Annotated in this window: 16 protein-coding genes; 5 read left to right on the top strand and 11 right to left on the bottom strand. The window is 73.3% G+C overall.

Annotated features, from left to right (window positions below; translation table 11 throughout):
• Nucleotides 1-36 precede the first annotated feature (36 nt).
• Nucleotides 37-846 (top strand): dimethylargininase, encoded by an 810-nt coding sequence (gene ddaH / locus ID554_RS20460; protein WP_191088911.1) that lies wholly within the window; start codon nt 37-39, stop codon nt 844-846.
• A complete protein-coding gene (gene rocD / locus ID554_RS20455; RefSeq protein ID WP_191088589.1) occupies nt 843-2,057 on the top strand; it encodes an ornithine--oxo-acid transaminase in 1,215 nt (404 codons plus the stop codon). Before ddaH ends, rocD begins: the two co-directional genes overlap by 4 nt.
• A gap of 61 nt (nt 2,058-2,118) precedes the next feature.
• Here rocD and ID554_RS20450 read toward each other — a convergent pair whose 3' ends face one another.
• Genes ID554_RS20450 through ID554_RS20425 form a run of 6 tightly spaced genes read right to left on the bottom strand, consistent with a single transcriptional unit; the run spans nt 2,119 to nt 9,352 of the window.
• Nucleotides 2,119-3,267 carry an FHA domain-containing protein gene (locus ID554_RS20450; RefSeq protein WP_117226027.1) on the bottom strand — a complete coding sequence of 383 codons (1,149 nt, stop codon included), beginning with the start codon at nt 3,265-3,267 and terminating at the stop codon, nt 2,119-2,121.
• On the bottom strand, nt 3,264-3,557 hold the full coding sequence (locus ID554_RS20445) for a 4a-hydroxytetrahydrobiopterin dehydratase (protein WP_117226028.1): 294 nt from the start codon (nt 3,555-3,557) through the stop codon (nt 3,264-3,266). The genes ID554_RS20450 and ID554_RS20445 overlap by 4 nt, the downstream gene beginning before the upstream one ends.
• Nucleotides 3,558-3,614: 57 nt before the next feature.
• Nucleotides 3,615-7,127 (bottom strand): SCO7613 C-terminal domain-containing membrane protein, encoded by a 3,513-nt coding sequence (locus ID554_RS20440; protein WP_117226029.1) that lies wholly within the window; start codon nt 7,125-7,127, stop codon nt 3,615-3,617.
• Nucleotides 7,128-7,175: 48 nt separating this feature from the next.
• Complete coding sequence (gene cutA / locus ID554_RS20435) at nt 7,176-7,496, bottom strand: divalent-cation tolerance protein CutA (protein WP_117226030.1); 321 nt, start codon at nt 7,494-7,496, stop codon at nt 7,176-7,178.
• 9 nt (nt 7,497-7,505) lie between these two features.
• Nucleotides 7,506-8,522: a 1-acyl-sn-glycerol-3-phosphate acyltransferase gene (locus ID554_RS20430; RefSeq protein WP_117226031.1), complete on the bottom strand. Its 1,017-nt coding sequence runs from the start codon at nt 8,520-8,522 to the stop codon at nt 7,506-7,508.
• Nucleotides 8,522-9,352: a patatin-like phospholipase family protein gene (locus tag ID554_RS20425; protein WP_117226427.1), complete on the bottom strand. Its 831-nt coding sequence runs from the start codon at nt 9,350-9,352 to the stop codon at nt 8,522-8,524. Before ID554_RS20425 ends, ID554_RS20430 begins: the two co-directional genes overlap by 1 nt.
• Nucleotides 9,353-9,521: 169 nt before the next feature.
• Between ID554_RS20425 and ID554_RS20420 the strand changes: the two genes are divergently transcribed.
• A complete protein-coding gene (locus tag ID554_RS20420) occupies nt 9,522-11,129 on the top strand; it encodes a protein kinase domain-containing protein (protein ID WP_117226428.1) in 1,608 nt (535 codons plus the stop codon).
• Between the two features lies 1 nt (nt 11,130).
• Here the strand turns inward: ID554_RS20420 and ID554_RS20415 are convergent, their stop codons facing one another.
• The 5 genes from ID554_RS20415 to ID554_RS20395 form a co-directional block, all read right to left on the bottom strand.
• Entirely contained in the window at nt 11,131-12,192 is a 1,062-nt protein-coding gene (locus ID554_RS20415; RefSeq protein WP_117226032.1) for a glycosyltransferase, read from the bottom strand.
• A gap of 339 nt (nt 12,193-12,531) precedes the next feature.
• Complete coding sequence (locus ID554_RS33160) at nt 12,532-12,735, bottom strand: BON domain-containing protein (protein WP_223884161.1); 204 nt, start codon at nt 12,733-12,735, stop codon at nt 12,532-12,534.
• Nucleotides 12,736-12,916: 181 nt separating this feature from the next.
• Entirely contained in the window at nt 12,917-14,572 is a 1,656-nt protein-coding gene (locus ID554_RS20405; RefSeq protein ID WP_117226033.1) for a S1C family serine protease, read from the bottom strand.
• Nucleotides 14,573-14,637: 65 nt separating this feature from the next.
• Nucleotides 14,638-16,194 (bottom strand): HAMP domain-containing sensor histidine kinase, encoded by a 1,557-nt coding sequence (locus ID554_RS20400; RefSeq protein ID WP_117226034.1) that lies wholly within the window; start codon nt 16,192-16,194, stop codon nt 14,638-14,640.
• Nucleotides 16,191-16,892, bottom strand: a complete 702-nt coding sequence (locus ID554_RS20395) for a response regulator transcription factor (protein WP_117226429.1) — start codon at nt 16,890-16,892, stop codon at nt 16,191-16,193. The genes ID554_RS20400 and ID554_RS20395 overlap by 4 nt, the downstream gene beginning before the upstream one ends.
• A 586-nt stretch (nt 16,893-17,478) precedes the next feature.
• Here ID554_RS20395 and ID554_RS20390 point away from each other — a divergent pair.
• Both ID554_RS20390 and ID554_RS20385 read left to right on the top strand, forming a co-directional pair.
• Nucleotides 17,479-18,414, top strand: a complete 936-nt coding sequence (locus tag ID554_RS20390; RefSeq protein ID WP_117226430.1) for an ABC transporter ATP-binding protein — start codon at nt 17,479-17,481, stop codon at nt 18,412-18,414.
• Nucleotides 18,411-19,226 (top strand): ABC transporter permease, encoded by an 816-nt coding sequence (locus ID554_RS20385; RefSeq protein ID WP_117226036.1) that lies wholly within the window; start codon nt 18,411-18,413, stop codon nt 19,224-19,226. The genes ID554_RS20390 and ID554_RS20385 overlap by 4 nt, the downstream gene beginning before the upstream one ends.
• Nucleotides 19,227-19,269: the final 43 nt, after the last annotated feature.

The following is a 19,269-nucleotide window of genomic DNA, read 5'->3' as shown; positions in this document are numbered from 1 at the left end:
AGGGCGCGCCCGAGCCCTGGGAGCAGGACAATGACGATGGACGCCACCAGCCAGCGCTTTCTGATGTGCCGGCCGACGTACTTCGCCGTCGACTATGCGATCAACCCGTGGATGGACCCGACCGCCCCGGTCGACACCGAGCGTGCCGTCCGGCAGTGGGAGCGGCTACGGCAGGTGTACCGCGACCTGGGTCACGTCGTCGAGGAGATCACCCCGCTGCCGGGCCTGCCCGACATGGTCTTCGCCGCCAACGGGGGCACCGTGGTCGGTGACCGGGCGATGGCGGTGCAGTTCCGCGACCCGCAGCGCGCCGACGAGGCGCCCGCGTACCGGGCCTGGTTCGAGGCCGCCGGTTTCGACGTGTACGACCCGAAGCACGTCAACGAGGGCGAGGGCGACGTGCTGCTCGCCGGTGACGTACTGCTCGCCGGGACCGGTTTCCGCACCGCGCACGCCTCGCACGCCCAGTTGCAGGAGGTCTTCGGCTACCCGGTGATCACCATGCAGCTCGTCGACCCGCGCTTCTATCACCTGGACACCGCGCTCACCGTGCTCGACGAGCAGACCGTGGCGTACCTGCCGGAGGCGTTCTCCCCCGGCAGCCGGGCCGTGCTGCGCCGGCTGTTCCCGGACGCGGTGCACGCCACCATGGCCGACGCCGAGGTGCTCGGCCTGAACGCGGTCAGCGACGGCCGCCACGTCGTGCTGCCCGAGCAGGCCACCGGCCTGGCCGCCAAGCTGCGGGACCGGGGCTACCAGACCATCGGTGTCGACCTGTCCGAGCTGCGCAAGGCCGGCGGCGGACCGAAGTGCTGCACGTTGCGACTCGGAAAGGCGAGCAAGTGATCGAGGACATGCTGCGGACTCCGGCCGCGGTACGGGACGCCGGGCGTCACACCGCGCACAACTACCACCCGCTGCCGGTGGTGATCTCCTCCGCCGAGGGCGCCTGGGTCACCGACGTGGACGGTCGGCGGTACCTCGACTGTCTGGCGGGCTACTCGGCGCTGAACTTCGGTCACCGGCACCCGACGCTGATCGCCACCGCGCACGCCCAGCTTGACCGGCTGACCCTGACCAGCCGGGCGTTCGTGCACGACCAGTTCGCCGACTTCTGCCGGGAACTCGCGGCACTGTGCGGCAAGGAACTGGTGCTGCCGATGAACACCGGCGCCGAGGCGGTGGAGACCGGCATCAAGGTCGCGCGCAAGTGGGGCTACCAGGTCAAGGGCGTACCGGCCGGTCAGGCGACCATCGTGGTCGCGGACGGCAACTTCCACGGCCGGACCACCACCATCGTCAGCTTCTCCACCGACGCCGACGCGCGGGCCGACTTCGGGCCGTACACGCCGGGCTTCCGGGTCGTCCCCTACGGAGACCTGGCCGCGCTGGCCGAGGCGGTCGACGAGCACACCGTCGCGGTGCTGCTGGAGCCGGTCCAGGGCGAGCAGGGTGTGGTGGTGCCGCCGGAGGGTTACCTGCCCGGCGTACGGCAGCTCTGCGACGAGCGCAATGTCCTGTTCATCGCCGACGAGATCCAGTCCGGCCTGGGCCGCACCGGCGCCACCTTCGCCTGCGAGCAGGACGGCGTGGTGCCGGACGTGTACCTGCTGGGCAAGGCGCTCGGCGGTGGCATCGTGCCGGTCTCCGCGGTGGCCGCCGACGCGGCCGTGCTCGGGGTGCTCAAGCCCGGCCAGCACGGCTCCACCTTCGGCGGCAACCCGCTGGCCTGCGCGGTGGCCACCGAGGTGGTCCGGCTGCTGGCTTCGGGCGAGTTCCAGCGGCGCTCGACCGAGCTGGGCGAACGGCTGCACTCCGGCCTGCGCGCGCTGATCGGCAAGGGTCTGGTGGCGGTACGCGGCCGGGGCCTGTGGGCCGGGCTGGACATCGACCCGGCGCTGATGAGCGGGCGGGAGGCCTGCGAGCGGCTGATGGAACGCGGCGTGCTGGCCAAGGACACCCACGGCTCGACCATCCGCCTCGCCCCACCGCTGGTGGTCACCCCCGAGGAGATCGACCACGCGGTGGCCCAGTTGGCAGCCGTACTGGCCGGCTGAGCCGCGTACCCGGAAGGCGCGGGCGTCGGGACCACGGTCCCGGCGCCCGCCGTCGTCTGCGTCAGCGGGGCAGGCGCATCGCCATGGTGGGCGCCTCGGACATCACCGAGTCGGGGTTGTACGGCGCACCCGACGGCAGCTCGCTCGGCCGCCCGATCTGCACTCCCGGGTACAGCTCGACCATGTCCCCGCCGCCGAGGACGCGGGACTGCTGCGGCACCAGCGGCAGGCGGTCCGACTCGGCCATCGAGCCGCCCGGCCGGATGCCGGAGCCGTTGGTGCTCACGTCGGTGGCGACGACATCGCCGCCCCGCAGCTCAAGCCGCAGGTGGCTACGGCTGATCCACCGGCGGGCCTCGTCGTTGAGCCACTGACCCAGCATGATCGCGTGAGCGCCCTCCGGGGCCCGGCCGATCATCACCGGCTGCTCCTCGGTGAGCACGAAGCGACGCCGGATCAGGCCACCGACGCGTACCGCGAGGACCTCGCTGCGCGGTCGGGGACCGTCGTCGCGCAGCCGGGTGCCGTGCCGGGGGCAGGTGGGTACGCCACCGCGCAGCGACGGTGGCGGCTGGCCGGTCGGCGCACGGTCGATCCGGGCCAGGTCGGCGAAGGCGCCACCGCCGCCGGTACCGCCGAAGAGGGTGCAGCCCGACTCGGAGCAGCGCCACTGTCGGGCCAGCAACTGGGCGCCGGCCGGTGACGGCGGCCCGGTGACCGGGGTGTGACCGCCACCGACGTGCGCGATGAAGACCGGGCCGCCGGCGCCGGGCACCGGGGCGAGCGCCCGGCCTGGCTGGTCGACCAGCCAGGGGAACCGCCCGCGCAGGCCGTCGAAGCGGACCCGGCTGAGCACCGGCAGGCCGAGCAGGTCGGCCACCTCAAGCATCCGGTCACCCGGATTGTCCAGCACCTCGACCAGGCCGTCGTCGGCCCAGCGGCGGACCACCATCCGCTCGTTGGAGGTCAGGTCGGCGTCGGAGAGCACGCCCCGGTGCACCACCGCGTAGACCGGGACGGTGTCCTCCTCCAGGCTGCGCGCCAGCGCGTCGATGACCATGCCGAGGCGCAGCGTGCTGGCCGGTCGGCCACCGTCCAGGTCCTGGTAGCGGATCACCTCGGCGAGATCGATCACCGCGCGGACGAGCTGCGGATCGGTGCAGACCCGCCCCTCGATCGCGTCCAGCACCTTACTGATCTCGAACCTCATCGGGCCGCCCCCACGATCTCGTCGATCCGCCGGGCCAGCTCGACGTCGCGCAGGGTGACGCCGCCAGCCGAATGGGTGACACAGCGGAACGTCAGCGTCCGCCACCGGATGTCGATGTCCGGGTGATGATCCAGCTCCTCCGCCACCACGGCGACCCGGTCGACGACCGTGACGGCGGCCGGGAAGCTGGCCAGCTCCACCGTGCGGGTGATCCCGGCGGGGTCTCCCGACCAGCCCGCCAGCCCACCCAGCTCGTTTCGCACCGCCTCGGCGGTGAGCACGTCAGCCATGGCAAGGACCCTACCCGTGCCGCCCGACGGCGGCGCGACCAGCGGCTGTGCCATCCGTCAGCCCATCCGGCCCATGGCGTCGCGGAGGCGACCCAGGTCACGGCGGCGGCGTTCGTAGGTGGCGGCGAGGCCGATCAGCGCCAACCCGGCGACGGCCAGGAAGACCCACCGGGGCAGCAGGTCCCAGCTCCGGCCCACCTCGTGCAGGGCGAGCCGGGCGAGCGTCAACCCGCCGAGCACCACCGGCGCCTGCCAGCGGCGCACCGCCCCGACCAGCGTGACGGCCAGCGCGGCGACACCGAGCAGCAGGCGGCGCCACGGCTGCTCGTCGGCGTCGGCCAGCAGGGCGACCAGGCTGGGCAGCAGCAGGGCGACCAAGCCCGGGCCGAGGGCGAGCCAGCTCCGCAACCCCGGTCGGGTACGCATCGCCACCGCCCCGAAGACGAGCGCCAGCACCGCAACCGGCACCGTGTACGCCTCCAGCACCGTCACCCCGCCGGAGCGCAGCAACAGCCAGACGGCGAGCAGTTGGCTGCCACCGGCGATGGCGGCGAAGACCCACCGGCGTCCGGTCGACTCGCCCCGGCGCAGCAGCCGTACCCCGACCGCCGTGCCCCAGAGCACGCAGATCGTCGCGGCGTACCGGCCGGAGCCGACGGTGAGCAGCACCGCGACCAGCGCCACCGCCTGCGCGGTGACGTCCAGCACCAGCCGGACCCCCGACAGCGCGACAGCGAGCACGAGGACCAGCACCGCGACACCGAGCACCGCGAACGCCGCCACCCGCAGCGGCAGCCCACCGGCCAGCGGGGCGGTGATCGCCAGACCGGTCGCCGACGCGACCGCGACCAGCCAGCCGACCGGGCGGACCGCGACCGCCCGAGCGGCCGCCCCGACCACGGTCGCCGCCACCACCAGCAGACCGAGACCGGCCAGCGTGCCGGCGTGGGTGGCCTGGAGGTTGAGCAGCCCGGCACCGGTCAGCACCAGACCGACGGGCAGACCGGCACCGAGCAACGCGCCGGACGGGCCGCGCAGCGCGGTGACCAGCAGCAGGGCCACGCCGCCCAGCAGCGCCGTCGCCGGCACCACCGGCCAGGGTGCGGCGGCGGCGACCAGCAGCACCGGCCCGGCGGCGGCCACGAACGGCAGCAGCACCGCGACCATCCGGCCTCGACCGGCCCGGTCCGCCGGCCAGGTGACCAGTGCCGCCGCCAGGGCCAGCACGGTCAGCGCCACGCCGACCGGCAACGCGCCCGGGGCGGCCACCGTCGACGGCACGCCGGACCACGGGGCGGGCGGCGGACCGTACGGGGTGACCAGCGCGATGACCGTCACCGGGACCGCCGCCAGCACCGTCGCCACGGCCAGTCCCACCCCGGCGACCAGCGCCGGCACGGGTGGGCGGGACCGGGCCACAGAGACCGCGAGCAGCAACGCCCCAACCGCCGCGTAGACCGTCAGCCGTTCGTCGGCCGGGACCGTCAGCGGCGCGAGGCCGGTCAGCACGGCTGCCACGGCGAGGCCGGTCGAGGCGTACCCGTGCAGGTCCGGCCAGAGTCGACGGACGGCGAGCAGCGCGACCACCGGCAGCGCGAGAGCGGCCAGCGCGGCCCGCGCCTGCCACCACGGCGGTGCGCCGACGCCGATCAGCGCGATCGCCGCGCCGACCGGTGTCACCAGCACCGCCAGGGCCGCGCCGCACCCGGCGACGACGCGCTGCACCGCGTCGCCGCGCCGGCCCAGAGCCGCCGCACCGACGCCGACGACCACGATCACCGCGCAGGCCGCACCGGCTCCGCCCGGTGCGGCCAGCCCCACCAGCAGACCGTGCCCGAGCAGCGTGAGACCGGTCAGTGCGGCGGCGGCCGACACCACGCCCCGCACCGCCGGACGGGCCACCGCGGAGAGCACCAGCGCCGCCCCCACCGGCAGGTCGAGGACGACCAGCGCCAGCCACGGCGCGGCCCAGGCCAGCGGCACCGCCAGCGTGGCCAGGCCGACGCCGACCGCCGCGACCGCCGGACGGGCCGCCCGGGGCAGCAGCCACCCCACCGCGACCGCCACCAGGGCCACCGCCGCGGACACCTGCCAGCCGCCGTCGAAGGTCGGCCCCGCCGTGGCCCCCCGCCACGCCGGCACCGACCGTCCCACCGCGATCGCGGCCATCACCAGGGTCGTCAGCGTGAGCAGCAATCCCACCCCGGCGACCACCAGCATCGTGCCCGCCCGGGGACCGGGCCGCCAGGACACCGGTAGCAGCCGCACCACACCGACCAGCGCCACCGCGACCAGACCCGCCGCCAGCAGCGACACCGACGGTTGCACCTCGGCGGCGGGCCGGAGCACCGCAGCGGCCAGCGCCGGCACCAGGAACGCGGCGGCCAGGGCCCGCCAGGTCGGTCCGCCGGCCAGCAGCGCCGCCCCGAGCATGGTCAGCGCCACCAGCAGCATCGGCGCGCCGGCCAGCAGCGAACTGCCGCCAGCCTCGCCCATCAGCAGCGGCACCAGGGCACACCCGGCGGCGGCCAGCACCGCCACCGCGTACCCGACCCAGGCCGCAAACTGGCCTGCGAACCTCTGCCCCGGATTCGTCGTGGCCCCCTCGCCCGCGACGGTCCGGTGCCGCAACGCGGCGACCACGGCCAGATCCACCAGCGCCACCCCGACGAAGGCCACGGTCCACCCGGCCAGTCCCGGCCGGGCCTCGGCGACCAGGAGAGGCACCACCGGCTGCACCGCGAGCAACGCGGCGAACCATGGCACGGTCAACCGGCTGATCAGGGCGTACCCGGCGGACACCCCGGTCGCCACCAGCGCGACCAGTCCCGCGTACCGGCTGCTCGGCCAGCCGGACACTCCGAACAGGTCCACCGTCCAGGCGGCGTACCCGTCGAGCACCACCAGCAGCAGGCCGACCGCGGCGAACGTCTCGGCCGTGCTGTGCAGCTTGCGCCAGCGGGCGACGAACGGCACGGCGAGCATCAGCGCGGTGATCGCCAACAGGATCAACGCCCGGCCGGACACCCCGACCGACGCCCAGGCGACGGCGGTGAACACCGTCGCCGCCGTGCCGAGCAGCAGTCCGCCGAGGACGAAGAGCAGGTTCTGCACCGTCTTGGTGGAGGTCTCCGCCCCGCCCGGCCCGCCGGCGTCCGCAGCGGCCATCGCCGGCACCGGCGTCCCTCCGGCCCCGGGCACCGGGCCGCCGGCACCCGCGCCACCAGGGATCGCGCCGCCGGGGATCAGCGCCCGGGGTGCGATCCACGGAGCCGACGCGGTCGGGGCAGCGGCCGGTACGCCCGGCCGACCCGCCACCGGACCCGCCGGGAACTCGGCCCGCACGGCGGCGGCCAACTCGGCCCGCCGCCGACGGACCACCGTCAGCCGGCCGGTCAACCCCTCGTACGCCTGGCGGGCCCGTTCCGCCTCGCCGCCGAGCACGACGATCTCCCGGTCGAGCCGGATCACCTCGGCGGCGGTGGCGTGCGGCGGGCGACCGCAGCCGGTGCAGCCGGAGCCGAGATTCGCCGATGCGCCGCAGGCCGGGCAGGGGTAGGCGTTGTTCACCCGGCCATCCTTTACGGGCGACCCCCACCCGCACCAGAGTGCGCGTACTCAGGCTCTGGTGTGCTCGAACACCCAGGTCGCGTACGCCGGGTCGCCGCAGTCCACCCGGCTGATCAGGATCTCCGGCACCTCGTAGGGATGGCCGGCGCGGATCTGCGCCACCAGCGCGTCAACGCGGTCCGGTGCGGTCTTGAACTGCACCGACCACTCGATGCTGGTCTCCACCCCGGAACGCCACCAGTAGGTGCTCTCCACCTGGCCGCCCACCTGCGCACAGGCCGCGAGCCGACCGGCCACCGCGGCGGCGGCCAGCAGATCGGCGACCGACCGCGCGTCCACCACCGTCGTCACCACGCTGATCTGGTCCATCTGCGAACCCTACGCGGCATCGTCGCGGTTGGCCGCGACCCACCCGTCTATCCGACGCCACCAGTCGTACAGCCAGTCGATCCGCTCCTGACGACCGGTCGGGATCTCCTCCGGCGGCACCGACCAGAACCGCATCACCAGCCGCTTGTCCATCGGCAGTTCGCGCCACACGTCGGCGACGGTGAGCATCCGGTCCAGGCCGGTGTGCGCCACGAAGATCACTCCGGCGTCCGGCGCCGCGTCCAACGCCGCCAGCAGGCCACCGGGCTGCGGGGCGAGCACGTGCTGCATCGCCTCGGCCTTGACCGCCATCTGCTCGTGACCCCGGTCCCGCAGCCGGGCGATGGCCCGCAGCCGCCGCAGCGGGGTGAAGTTGCCCCCCTCGGGAAAGATCACGAAGGCGTCGTTGTCGTCCAGGTCGGCGGCGAGGTGCCCGATCTGCTCGGTGAACGAGCCCTGGCCCTCGCGCCCCGGCGCGATGAAGCGGGTCGGCAGCCGGTTGAGCAGCACGTCGATCGCCGGGTCCCATTGGAGGGTGTCCTTGAGGACGATGCGCGGCTCCCGCTGGAACCAGTTCACCAGGGCATGGATCAGGATGAACGAGTCGCCCGGACCGGCGTGCCGGCAGACCACCAGTTCCGGTCGGCCGGGCAGCGCGGTGTCCGGGTCGGTGCCGACCACGTCGATGGTCAGCCGCAGCGTCCACCTCGCCTGCCAGAACAGCATCCGCAGGAACCAGCCCGCCAGCACGTAGTGGGCCCGCTGGAAGGCCGGCGAGCCGACCCGCCAGCCGAAGCCGGAGGCCACCCAGAGCCCGAAGAGGCAGAGCAGCGCCGCCGCGTCCCAGACGAGATAGCAGAAGCCGATCCAGAGCACCCGCAGCGGGCGCAGCCGACCGGGCACGAAGGGGGACACGGCCAGGGCCAGCAGGGCCCACACCGGCACGGTGGTCACCAGCAGGAACACCAGCAACACCACGCCCGGCGCCAGCAGCAGGCGGCGGATCCACCGGTGCGGTAGCGGCATCAACGCTCCAGGTTCGCCAGGTAGTGCCGGGAGGCCGAGTAGGCGCGGCTGATCCGCCGTCCCACCGCCGCCATGTCCCGGTACGCCCACGGGGTGTCGTCGCGCGGTTCCAGCCCGCCGGTCGGCAGCACGTGCACCTCCACCCCGTCGGGCAGGGCGGCCATCTCGCGGGCGAACCGGTGCCGGCGGGCGATCTCGAAGGCCACCTGGGCGATCTCCCAGGGCCGCCGGGGCGGCACCAGCGCCCGTTCGATCCGTCCGACCTGGAGGACGAAGATGCGGGCCGCGCCGACGGCGACCGCCTCGCCGATCGGGATGGAGTTGACGATGCCGCCGTCGACGTAGTGCTCATCACCGATCCGGGCCGGCGGCAGCAGCCCCGGCACCGAGGCGGAGGCGAGCACAGCGGGCACCAGCGCCCCGCTGACGAACCAGTGCTCGGCGGCCCGCTCGATGTTGGCGGCGCAGCAGCGGAACGGCACCTGCAGGTCGGCGAAGGTGGTCTCCGCGCCCAGCTCGCTCTCCAGCAGTTTGCGCAGCGGCCGGGGCGAGTGCAGATGGGTACGGGCCGCGAAGCGCCGCAGTTGCCGGGCCACCGAGTCGCCGTACACCTCGCTGGCCTCGGGGGACGCCCAGAGGCGTACCAGCCGGTCGGTCACCGCCTCGGTCGGGTCGGCGGCGACCAGAGCGCCGTTGACCGCCCCGATCGACGTGCCGAGAACCAGGTCCGGCCGGATTCCGGCCCGGAACAGGGCACGCAGCATGCCCACCTCGACCGCGCCGAGGACACCGCCGCCCCCGAGCACGAACGCCACCGGTCCCCGAGCCATGTCGTTCATCCTGGCATGTCCGTGCCGCACGCCGTCCGCCCCGCCGTAGTCAGGATCCCTGCGTACACACCGTGTCGGATCCGGTACGGGTGGCACGATGGCCCGTTGACAGGGCGGCAACATTCGCGCAACCTGATACCGCTCCCACCTATGAGGGCAGGTGCGATCCGTGAAGCCAGCACTGCAGCCCGGCCGGTTGCTGGCCACCAGATACCGGCTGATCGACCAGGTCGGCGCCGGTGGCATGTCGGTGATCTGGCGGGCCCACGACGAGGTGCTCGACCGGATGGTCGCGCTCAAGGTGCTCGCCCCGTCGCTGGCCGCCGACGCCCGGTTCCGCGACATGGTGCGCGATGAGGCCCGCGCCGCCGCCGCGCTCGTGCACCCGCACGTGACGTCGGTGCACGACTACGGCGAGACCGTGTCGCCGGACGGCTCCATCACGTCGTTCGTGGTGATGGAGCTGCTCACCGGTGAGGAGCTGGAGTTCCGGCTCACCGAGGGGCCGCTGCCCTGGCCCGAGGCGGTGGAGATCGGCGCGCAGGTCGCCGACGCGCTCGCCGCCGCGCACCGGCTCGGCGTCGTGCACCGGGACGTCACCACCGCCAACGTCATGATGACGCAGGTCGGCGCGAAGGTGCTCGATTTCGGCATCGCCACCCGCATCGGCGCCCCCGACGACGACGAGGACGGTGCCACCTTCGGCACCCCGGCCTACGTGGCCCCGGAACGGCTGGACGGCGCACCGACCCAACCTGCCACCGACGTCTACTCGCTGGGGGTGCTGCTCTACGAGATGCTCACCGGCCGGGTGCCGTACCCGGCGGACACCTGGGACGAGCTCAGCCTCGTGATGGCCGAGGGGGCACCACCCACCCTGGACGGTGTGCCGGGGCTGCCCCCGACGGTGGCCCGGGTCTGCCTGCGCTGCCTGTCCCGCGACCCGGCCGACCGGCCCACCGCCCGCCAGGTGGCCAGCGTGCTGCGCGACCAGATGCTTCCGGCCGACCCACAGGCCGCCACCATGCTCGCCCCGACCGTGACGCTCCCGGCGCTGACGCCGGCCCGCGCCACCGCCACCCTCGGGCCGGCCGCCCACGCCACCGCCGGGCCGGCCGTCTCCGGCGCCGACGGACCGGGTACCAGCGGACCGGCCGACGCCCCGACGACGGCCCCGGCGGCCGGCGGGCCCGCCACGAACGGCCACCAGCCGGGCACACGCTCCCCCGACGACGCCGGTCCGGCGACCGAGAGTCGACGGCGGCTGCTGCGACCGGTCGTCCTGGTGCCGGCGGCGGTGCTGGTGATCGGGGCGGCGCTGCTGGTCCCCGCGCTGCTGCCGGAGCCGAGCGACCCACCCGCTGCGCTGCCCACGCCCCAGCCGAGCGCGTCGGCCGGGCCGACCGTGCCGGACGACACCCCCAGCGAGCAACCATCCGCTGCACCGCCGACCACCTCGGCAGCGCCGCCGCCGACCAGTGCCGCGCCCACTCGACCGAGCCGGCCGGACACCCTGGTCGAGGCCGCGAACCGCATCGACCAGGTGATCGGCGCCGGTCTCGCCGACGGCGGCATCCGCGACGATGTCGCCCTCGACCTGCGTAACGAACTGCGCAACCTCACCCGGGCGGTGTCCGGCGGCAACGGCCAACTGGGTCCCGAGGTCGCCCGGCTCCGCGAGAAGGTGGCCACCCGGCTGCGCGAGGAGGGACTGAGCCCGGCGTACGCCCGGCAACTGGACGCGGCCATCACCGCGCTCGGTGCCGCGCAGGTCTGACTCAGGCCGGGGTGACCCGAGCCGGTTCCCGCGTCCCGGTACGCGGGGTGGCCGCCGCCAGGAACCGGCGGTACACCTCCTCGTAGCCGACCGCCATCCGTTCCACCGAGAAGGTCCGCGCCACGTGGGCCACGCAGTCCGCCGGGTCGAGGCGGGGTGCCTCGCGCAGCGCCGCCGGCAGTTCCTCCGGGCGCTCGCAGATCAACCCGGTCACCCCGGGCCGGACCAGTTCCGGCACCGCGCCCCGGCGCAACGCCACGACCGGGGTGCCGGTGGCCATCGCCTCCAGCATGACGATGCCGAAGGGTTCCTCCCACTGGATCGGCATGATGAGACAGGACGCCTCGACCAGCAGCCGCAGCGCGGCCTCGCGGTCGGCGTCGCGCACCACCGTGACGTCCGGTCCGAGCAGCGGCCGGACCGCCTCGTCGAAGTAGCGCTGCTCGGCCGGCTCGCTGCACTTGCCGGCCAGCACCAGGGGCAGGCCGGCCTCCCGGCAGGCATGGATGGCCAGGTCCGGCCCCTTGTCCGGGCTGAACCGGGCGAGCCACAGCACCGGTCCGTCACCGGGTCCGGTCTTGCGCGGGAACCCACCGACCTCCATCGCGTTGTGCACCGTGCCGACCCAGGGCAGTCGCGGGTTCAGCCGCCGCTGGGCGTGCGAGATGGCGACCAGGCCGACGCCCTGGTCGGTGTCGCTGAGCACGGTGCCGTACTCGCCCACCGGGTTGCCGTGCACGGTCGCCACGGTGGGCACCGCGCGGCGACCGGCGACCAGTGGGCCGATCGTGGTGTGGTCGTGCACGACGTCGAAATCGACCGCGCTGAGCAGGTGGTTCACCCGGGCCAGGTGGGCCAGTTCGGGCAGTGACTCGCCGAGCCGGTCGTACTGCAACTCGTCGAGGGTGGCGAGGAAGTCCCCTGCGGTGCCGTGCGCCGCACCGGCGCCAATCACGGTCACCGCGTGTCCCCGGTCGACCAGGGCGTCCACCAGGCCGGCCACCACCTGCTCCAACCCGCCGTAGCCGGGCGGGGGCACGGACAGCCAGGGTGGCACCACCATCGCGATCCGCAGTTGGCGCTCCCAGGGAACCTTGTCGGCCACGAGCCCTCCCCGTCCGTCTCCGCTGGCCCCGGCCCCCGGTACGGCGAGCGGGGATCGAAGCGGTTTCCCGGTGCCGCCGCCGGCAAACCGGTGAGGGTCGCCGTCCTGCCGCTGACCTGCGCGGTCACCCGTTCCGTGCCGATACCGGGCAGCAGGGCACGTTGCACGTCACGGCGTACCCGGTCGGCGTCGGGTGGTGCGGCGGGCCGTGCCTCGACCAGGTTGGTCATCCCGCGTACGCCCCGCAGCCGGCGCAACTCCCGCTCGGCGGTACGCCGTTGCCACCCGAACTCCACCTCACCGCGCAGCATCAGCCAACCGGCGGCGACGGTCAGGTCCAGCCGTGTGCGCGGCGCTGTCCACCGCACCGGTCAGCGTCACCACCCCGGCGTGCACGACCACTCGGAGGTCGGTCCCGCGTACCTGCGCGTCCCAGTCGAGCTCGTCCAGTACGTCCCGTTGGATCCGGTCGTCGGTCCGGGCCGTCGCTGCCGTGGTCATGGCTCCCCCCATCCGCCTGACCTGTACTCCCGCATCGCCGAGGCTGCCCCCGGAGCGGGTGAGCGCGAGTCACCCCGTACGGGTGAATCGTGCGGGACGAGCAAGAGGGGCGGCGGGTGGCGCGACCAACCCCCTTGGCCGCGCCACCCGCCGCCCCGGAGGGAGGAAGCAGGTCCTGGAGTTAGGACGCCTCGGCGAGCGTCACGGTTGCCGTCGCCTCGGAGCCGTTTCGTAGGTAGGTCACCTCGACCTGGTCGCCGACCTTGCCGGCCTGCACGGCGGCGACCAGGTCGGTGGAGTCGTTGATCCGCTTGTCGCCGAACCGGATGATCACATCACCCTGTTGCAGGCCGGCCCGCTCGGCGGCGCCGCCCGGAATCAGGGAACCGACCATCGCGCCGCCGCCGGGCGAAGCGTTCACGCTCACCCCGAGCGACGGGTGGCTGATCTTCTCGCCGCGTCGCAGCTTGTCCGTGACGTCCTTGGCCTTGTTGCTGGGGATCGCGAAGCCCACGCCGATGTTGCCGGTGTTGCCCTGCCCGGCGGTGGCGATGGCGGTGTTGATGCCGATCACCTCGCCCCGGGTGTTGACCAGCGCGCCGCCGGAGTTACCGGGGTTGATCGGCGCGTCGGTCTGCAACAGCCCGGAGATCGAGCTGGCCGACTGGCCGCGCTGGCCGCTGCCGGCCTGGATGGTGCGGTCCCGGGCGCTGAGGATGCCGGCCGTCACCGAGCCCTGGAGGCCCAGCGGGCTGCCCAGCGCGAGCACCGTGTCGCCGACCTGCATGGCGTCGCTGTCGCCGAACTTGGCGGCCTGGAGGTCGTTGACCCCGCCCGCCCTCAGCACCGCCAGGTCGGTCCTCGGGTCGGTGCCGACGATCTCGGCCCGCGCGGTGGTGCCGTTGGCGAAGATCACCCGGACGTTGTCGCCGCCGTTGGCGATGACGTGGTTGTTGGTCAGGACGAAGCCGTCGGCGCTGAGCACCACGCCGGAGCCCTCGCCGCTGCCGGTGCTGATCGACACCACGCTGTCCTGCACGGAGGCGGCGATGCGCGGCAGGTCGGCACCCTCGATCACCGGCGCGGCGGAGAAGGTACGGGTCGGGCCACCGCCGCCGTCGAGCGCCAGCGCCAGCGTCCCGCCGGCCACACCGCTGCCGAGCATCAACGCGAACACCGCGACACCGGCGCCGATGAACTTGGCGACCCGGCCCGACTTGGATGCCCGGGCCGGGGTCGGTCCCCACGGTGCGGGCTGGCCCGGATAGCCGCCCGGCTGACCCGGGTAGCCCGGATGTCCGGAGGCGCCGCTCTGGCTGGCACCGCTCCAGCTCGACTGGCTCGGGTACCAGGACGCACCGGGGTAGCCGGCACCGGACTGACCGTAGCCGGACTGCCCGGACTGGCTGCCGTAACCGGACTGCCCGGACGAGGTGCCGTAGCCAGACTGCCCGGGCTGCGCGCCGTAGCCAGACTGCCCGGGCTGCGCGCCGTAGCCGGACGGGACACCGTAGCCGGGCTGGCCGGACACCGGCTGGCCGGGCTGGTGCGGGTACCCGCTCGACGGCGACCAGGTGGGTTGGCCGTAGGCCGGCGGGGCCGAGCCGGCGGTGGGCAGACCGGTCATCGTGGGCTCGTTGTCCTGTCCACGGGTGTCCGGCGCGTCGACCGCCCGGACCGGGACGGTCGGCGCCTCGGCGGTCCGGTCGGCACCGCCGCCGGACGCCGGGACGGCAGGGGAGTCGGTCCGCGCGTACTCGGCGCGGGACAGCTCGGGATACGACGGCTGGGCGTCGGTCGGTGCCGGCCGGCGCGGGTCGGACTCGTACTCGCTCATGCCTCTACCTTTACCCATCGCACTGCGATCCGCCTTAGTCGGGCCTGAGCGTTCGCTGAAAATCGTTAGTCATCGATGTCCATGGCCGGGGCCAGCGGCAACCGGACCCGGAAGGTGGCACCCCCGCCCGGCGTGTCGGTCACCTCGACAGTGCCCTGGTGCACCGCCACCAGGGCCGCCACGATGGCCAGCCCGAGGCCGGTGCCGGTGTACGCCCCGGTACGCCGGGTCCGCGAGGCGTCCGCCCGGTAGAAACGTTCGAAGACCCGGTCCGCCTGCTCCCCGGTGAGCCCCGGCCCGGTGTCGGCAACCTCGATCACCGCCAGGTCGCCCGGTTCGACACGCATCCGCAGCGTAACCGACGCCTCCGGCGGGGTGTGCCGCAGAGCGTTCGTCATCAGGTTGCCGATCACCTGCCGCAGCCGGGCGTCGTCGCCGCGCACCACCAGCGGCCCGGAACCCGGCTCGATCTCCAGCTCGATCCGCCGGTCCGGCGCCATCGCCCGGGCCGCCTCCAACGCGTCGGCGGCCAGCACCGGCAGCTCCACCGGGGCGAGCGACAACGGCCGCTCCCGGTCCAGCCGGGCCAGCAGCAGCAGGTCCTCCACCAGCAGACCCATCCGGGACGCCTCGTCCTCGATCCGGCGCAGCAGGTCGGAGGTCTGCTCGGGGGCGCGGGCGGCACCCTGCCGGTACAGCTCGGCGAAGCCCCGGATGGTGGTCAGCGGGGTTCGCAGCTCGTGCGAGGCGTCCGCGACGAACTGCCGCATCCGCTCCTCCGAGCGGCGGGACCGCGCCTCGGAGGCACGGGCCGCCTCCGCTGCCTCCCGCGCGGCGGTCTCGGCGGATCGGGCCGCGAACTCGGACGCCGCGCGGGCGGTGAAGGCCATCTCGATCTGGCTGAGCATCGCGTTCAACGCGCGGGACAGCCGCCCCAGCTCCGAGGTGGGACAGGGTTGCCCGTACTCGGGGTCGGGCACCCGGCGGCTGAGATCGCCACCGGCGATCGCGGCGGCGGTACGTTCGATCTCCACCAACGGTTTGAGGCTGGTCCGCACGATGGCCGCGCCGATCGAGGCGAGCAGGATCAGCACCGCCCCACCCACCAGCATGTCGATCAGGATGAGTCGCTTGACCGCCGCCTCGACCTCGGTGAGGTGCTGCCCGATCGCCAACACCTCACCGTCGGACACCTCGACGTAGTAGATCCGCCACCGGGTGTGCCCGTCCCACGACGTCACGGTCCGGGGCTCCCCCACCCGCTCGGCGAAACCCTGGACGTCGTCGGGGACGCGCGGCAGCTGCTGCGGACCGAAGGTGTTGTCGTCGTAGTACGGACGGGTGAGGCCGAGATCCGGGTTCGCCAGCACCACGAAGTAGTCGCTGGGCAGCATCGCCCCCACCCGGCCGGTCTTCATCAGGGGGATCAGCGGCCCGAGCGTCTGGCCCGAGCCTCGCAACTGCGTGTCGATCTGCCCGACCAGGTAGCTGCGGAGGAAGATCGTGGTCAGCGAGGCGATCACCAGCAGCGCGGCGGCGACCAGCGCGAGCACGGCCGCGACGAGCTTGACCCGCAGCGGTACCGAGCGGAGTCGGGTCTTGCCCTGCTGGACCGGGTTCACGCCGCCGGCTTGCGGAGCACGTAGCCGACCCCCCGCAGGGTGTGGATGAGCCGGGGCTCGGTGGTGTCGACCTTACGCCGCAGGTAGGAGATGTAGGACTCGACGATGTTGTCGTCGCCCCGGAAGTCGTAGTTCCAGACGTGGTCGAGGATCTGCGCCTTGGACAGCACCCGGTTGGCGTTGAGCATCAGGTAGCGCAGCAGCTTGAACTCGGTCGGCGAGAGCTGCACCCGCTGACCGGCCCTGTACACCTCGTGGGTCTCCTCGTCCAGCTCCAGGTCGGCGAAGGTGAGGCGGGCGGGCGCCTGCTCGCCGCTGCTGGTGCGGCGCAGCACCGCCCGGATCCGGGCGGTCAACTCCTCCAGGCTGAACGGCTTGGTGACGTAGTCGTCGCCGCCCAGGGTCAGCCCCCGGATCTTGTCGTCGGTGGCGTCCCGGGCGGTGAGGAAGACCACCGGCGTACGGGTGCCGCCCTCGCGCATCATCCGGATCACCTCGAAGCCGTCCAGGTCCGGCAGCATCACGTCGAGCACCACCAGGTCGGGCCGGTGGTCCCGGGCCGCGTTGAGCGCGGCACTGCCGCTGGTGGCGGTGGCCACGTCGAAGCCCGCGAACCGCAGGCTCGCGGAGAGCAGTTCGAGGATGTTGGGATCGTCCTCGACGACGAGAAGCCGGGCCTCGGTCTGGGTAGCCGCCATGCCGCCCATCATCCGCGCGGTCGCTGCACCCATGCTGGGCGGTCACTGAAAATACCCTGTGAGCAGGCGGCTCAGGCGACCAGCGGCAGCCCTGGCCCGGGTGTACCGGTGGGCGGTCCGGCCACGCGCTGCGGCGGCGTCCGCACCGGGCAGAACAGCCATGCCCTCTGTGTAGCCCCCGGTGGGTTGCCGGCCCTGGTGGTGACCGGTGTCGATCCGGTGGACGCCGGTGGGCGACCGGCGGCTGACCCCGCCGGCCGGGCCGGCCGGGTGATCGTGCGAGGCTGCCAGGTGTGTGCCCGGCAAGGGGCCGCGCGCCCGGTGGAGGTGCGCTTCCCCGGGGCAGCTGTCGGGCGGGCGGACTGCCGCCGTGGCGGGTACCGGAGCAGGGCCGACGGTGATCTGCTGGCCCACGCCCGCGCCACCTGGATCGCGGTGTGGGACGACCGTCGATCGGGTCGTACCTGGGGATGAGGCAGATCCTGCCTGGGACGGAGCGCGATCTCCGGAGCGCGCCCGATTGATTTGGTTGACCACTACCGTCACGCTGTGCAACGGCGCACCTCGGCGCCACGGGAGGAGAATGATGTCCGACGGGCAGTCACGCCCCACCAACGACGCGCAGATCGTGGTCTCCGGCCTGACCAAGCAGTACCGCAACGTGCTGGCGGTCAACAATCTGTCGTTCACGATCGAGCCGGGTCGGGTCACCGGCTTCCTCGGTCCGAACGGCGCCGGCAAGACCACCACGCTGCGGATGTTGCTGAACCTGGTCACGCCGAGCGCCGGCGACGCCACCATCGGTGGTCGCCGGTACCCGGACCTGGTCGACCCGCTGCGGCACGTCGGCGCGGTGCTGGAGGCGTCCAGCGCGCACAAGGGGCGTACCGGAATCAACCACCTGCGAGTGATCTGCGCGGCGGCCGGATTGCCCCGGCAGCGGGCCGACGAGGCACTCGCCATGGTCGGCCTGAGCCCGGCGGCCAAGCGCAAGTTCAAGGGTTACTCGCTGGGCATGAAGCAGCGCCTCGGCATCGCCGCGGCGATGCTCGGCGACCCCCGGGTGCTCATCCTCGACGAGCCGGCCAACGGTCTGGACCCGGAGGGCATCCGGTGGATGCGCGGGTTTCTCAAGGGCCTGGCCGCCGAGGGTCGTACCGTGCTGGTCTCCAGCCACCTGCTGTCCGAGATGCAGTTGCTCGCCGACGACGTGGTGATCATCGCGGCCGGGCAGCTCGTCCGGCAGGGACCGGTCGACCAGGTGCTCGGGTCGATGGCGCAGGGCGCCCGGGTCCGGGTCCGCACCCCGCAGGCGGACGCGCTGACCGCAGCGCTCGCCGACGGACCGGCCACCGTGCAGGCCGACGAGCAGGGCACGTTGCTGATCGCCGGGGTGGACGCCCCGACGGTGGGCCGCGCGGCGCTGGCCGCCGGGGTGGAGCTGCACGAGCTGAGCACCGAACGACCCGACCTGGAACGCGTGTTCCTGGAGCTGACGGCCGGAAAGGCGGGCATCCGATGAGCAACCTGGTCCGCGCCGAACTGCTCAAGATCCGCACCACCAGCACCTGGTGGTGGCTGGCCCTCGCGGCGTTCCTGTCGATCGCCATGGCCTTCCCGTTCAACGCCTGGCTGGCCAACGAGACGCTCGGCGGCGGCGGGCAGGAGTTCGGTGTCACCGGCGACGCCGCCTCCGCTCCGGCCCAGGCGGCGAACATCTACACCTCGGGTCAGTACCTCGGCCTGATGTTCGTGATGCTGATCGGCATCCTGATGGTCACCAACGAGTTCTTCCACCAGACCGCGACCACCACCTTCCTGGCCACGCCGCGAAGGACCACGGTGATCGTCAGCAAGCTCATCGCGGCCAGCCTCCTGGGCTTCCTGTTCTGGTTGGTGACCACGGTGATCGATCTCGGAGCCGGAGCGGTGTTCCTGACGCTCAACGACCACGGCACGATGCTCGGTGAGTGGGAGGTCCAGCGGGCCCTGCTGCTCAACCTGCTGGCGTACGCCATCTGGACCGTGCTGGGCGTGGGTATCGGCACTCTGATCACCAACCAGCTCGGCGCGGTGATCACCGCGTCGGTGCTTTACCTAATCGGTACACAAGTTGTCGGTCTGGTGTTCCTCCTGCTGTCGAACTGGCTGGACAGCATGGCCGTGATCAAGTGGCAGGTGATCTGGCCGGCGGCGGCCTCCCAGATCATGATCACCCCTGGTGAGAACGAGATGCTGCCCGCCTGGTGGGTCGGCGCGGTGGTGCTGATCGGCTACGCCGTGGTCAGCTGCGTGGTCGGCGTCCTGATTACTCGGCGTCGCGACATCTCCTGATTCCGAGGCGCGTGGGCGATCCGCCCGGGGCCCGGTCCGATCG

The sequence above is a fragment of the Micromonospora craniellae genome (assembly GCF_014764405.1).
GTDB lineage: Bacteria > Actinomycetota > Actinomycetes > Mycobacteriales > Micromonosporaceae > Micromonospora > Micromonospora craniellae.
This window is presented reverse-complemented; position numbering and strand designations above follow the sequence as displayed.

What these genes read in the sequence shown, in the direction of transcription:
- ID554_RS20445 (WP_117226028.1), bottom strand. Translation starts at nt 3,557, where the DNA reads ATGGCTGACGTGCTCACCGCCGAGGCGGTGCGAAACGAGCTGGGTGGG.
- ID554_RS20390 (WP_117226430.1), top strand. Translation starts at nt 17,479, where the DNA reads ATGTCCGACGGGCAGTCACGCCCCACCAACGACGCGCAGATCGTGGTC.
- ID554_RS20425 (WP_117226427.1), bottom strand. Translation starts at nt 9,352, where the DNA reads ATGGCTCGGGGACCGGTGGCGTTCGTGCTCGGGGGCGGCGGTGTCCTC.
- cutA (WP_117226030.1), bottom strand. Translation starts at nt 7,496, where the DNA reads ATGGACCAGATCAGCGTGGTGACGACGGTGGTGGACGCGCGGTCGGTC.
- ID554_RS20385 (WP_117226036.1), top strand. Translation starts at nt 18,411, where the DNA reads ATGAGCAACCTGGTCCGCGCCGAACTGCTCAAGATCCGCACCACCAGC.
- ID554_RS20430 (WP_117226031.1), bottom strand. Translation starts at nt 8,522, where the DNA reads ATGCCGCTACCGCACCGGTGGATCCGCCGCCTGCTGCTGGCGCCGGGC.
- ID554_RS33160 (WP_223884161.1), bottom strand. Translation starts at nt 12,735, where the DNA reads ATGACCACGGCAGCGACGGCCCGGACCGACGACCGGATCCAACGGGAC.
- ID554_RS20415 (WP_117226032.1), bottom strand. Translation starts at nt 12,192, where the DNA reads ATGGTGGTGCCACCCTGGCTGTCCGTGCCCCCGCCCGGCTACGGCGGG.
- ddaH (WP_191088911.1), top strand. Translation starts at nt 37, where the DNA reads ATGGACGCCACCAGCCAGCGCTTTCTGATGTGCCGGCCGACGTACTTC.
- ID554_RS20395 (WP_117226429.1), bottom strand. Translation starts at nt 16,892, where the DNA reads ATGGCGGCTACCCAGACCGAGGCCCGGCTTCTCGTCGTCGAGGACGAT.
- ID554_RS20405 (WP_117226033.1), bottom strand. Translation starts at nt 14,572, where the DNA reads ATGAGCGAGTACGAGTCCGACCCGCGCCGGCCGGCACCGACCGACGCC.
- ID554_RS20450 (WP_117226027.1), bottom strand. Translation starts at nt 3,267, where the DNA reads ATGAGGTTCGAGATCAGTAAGGTGCTGGACGCGATCGAGGGGCGGGTC.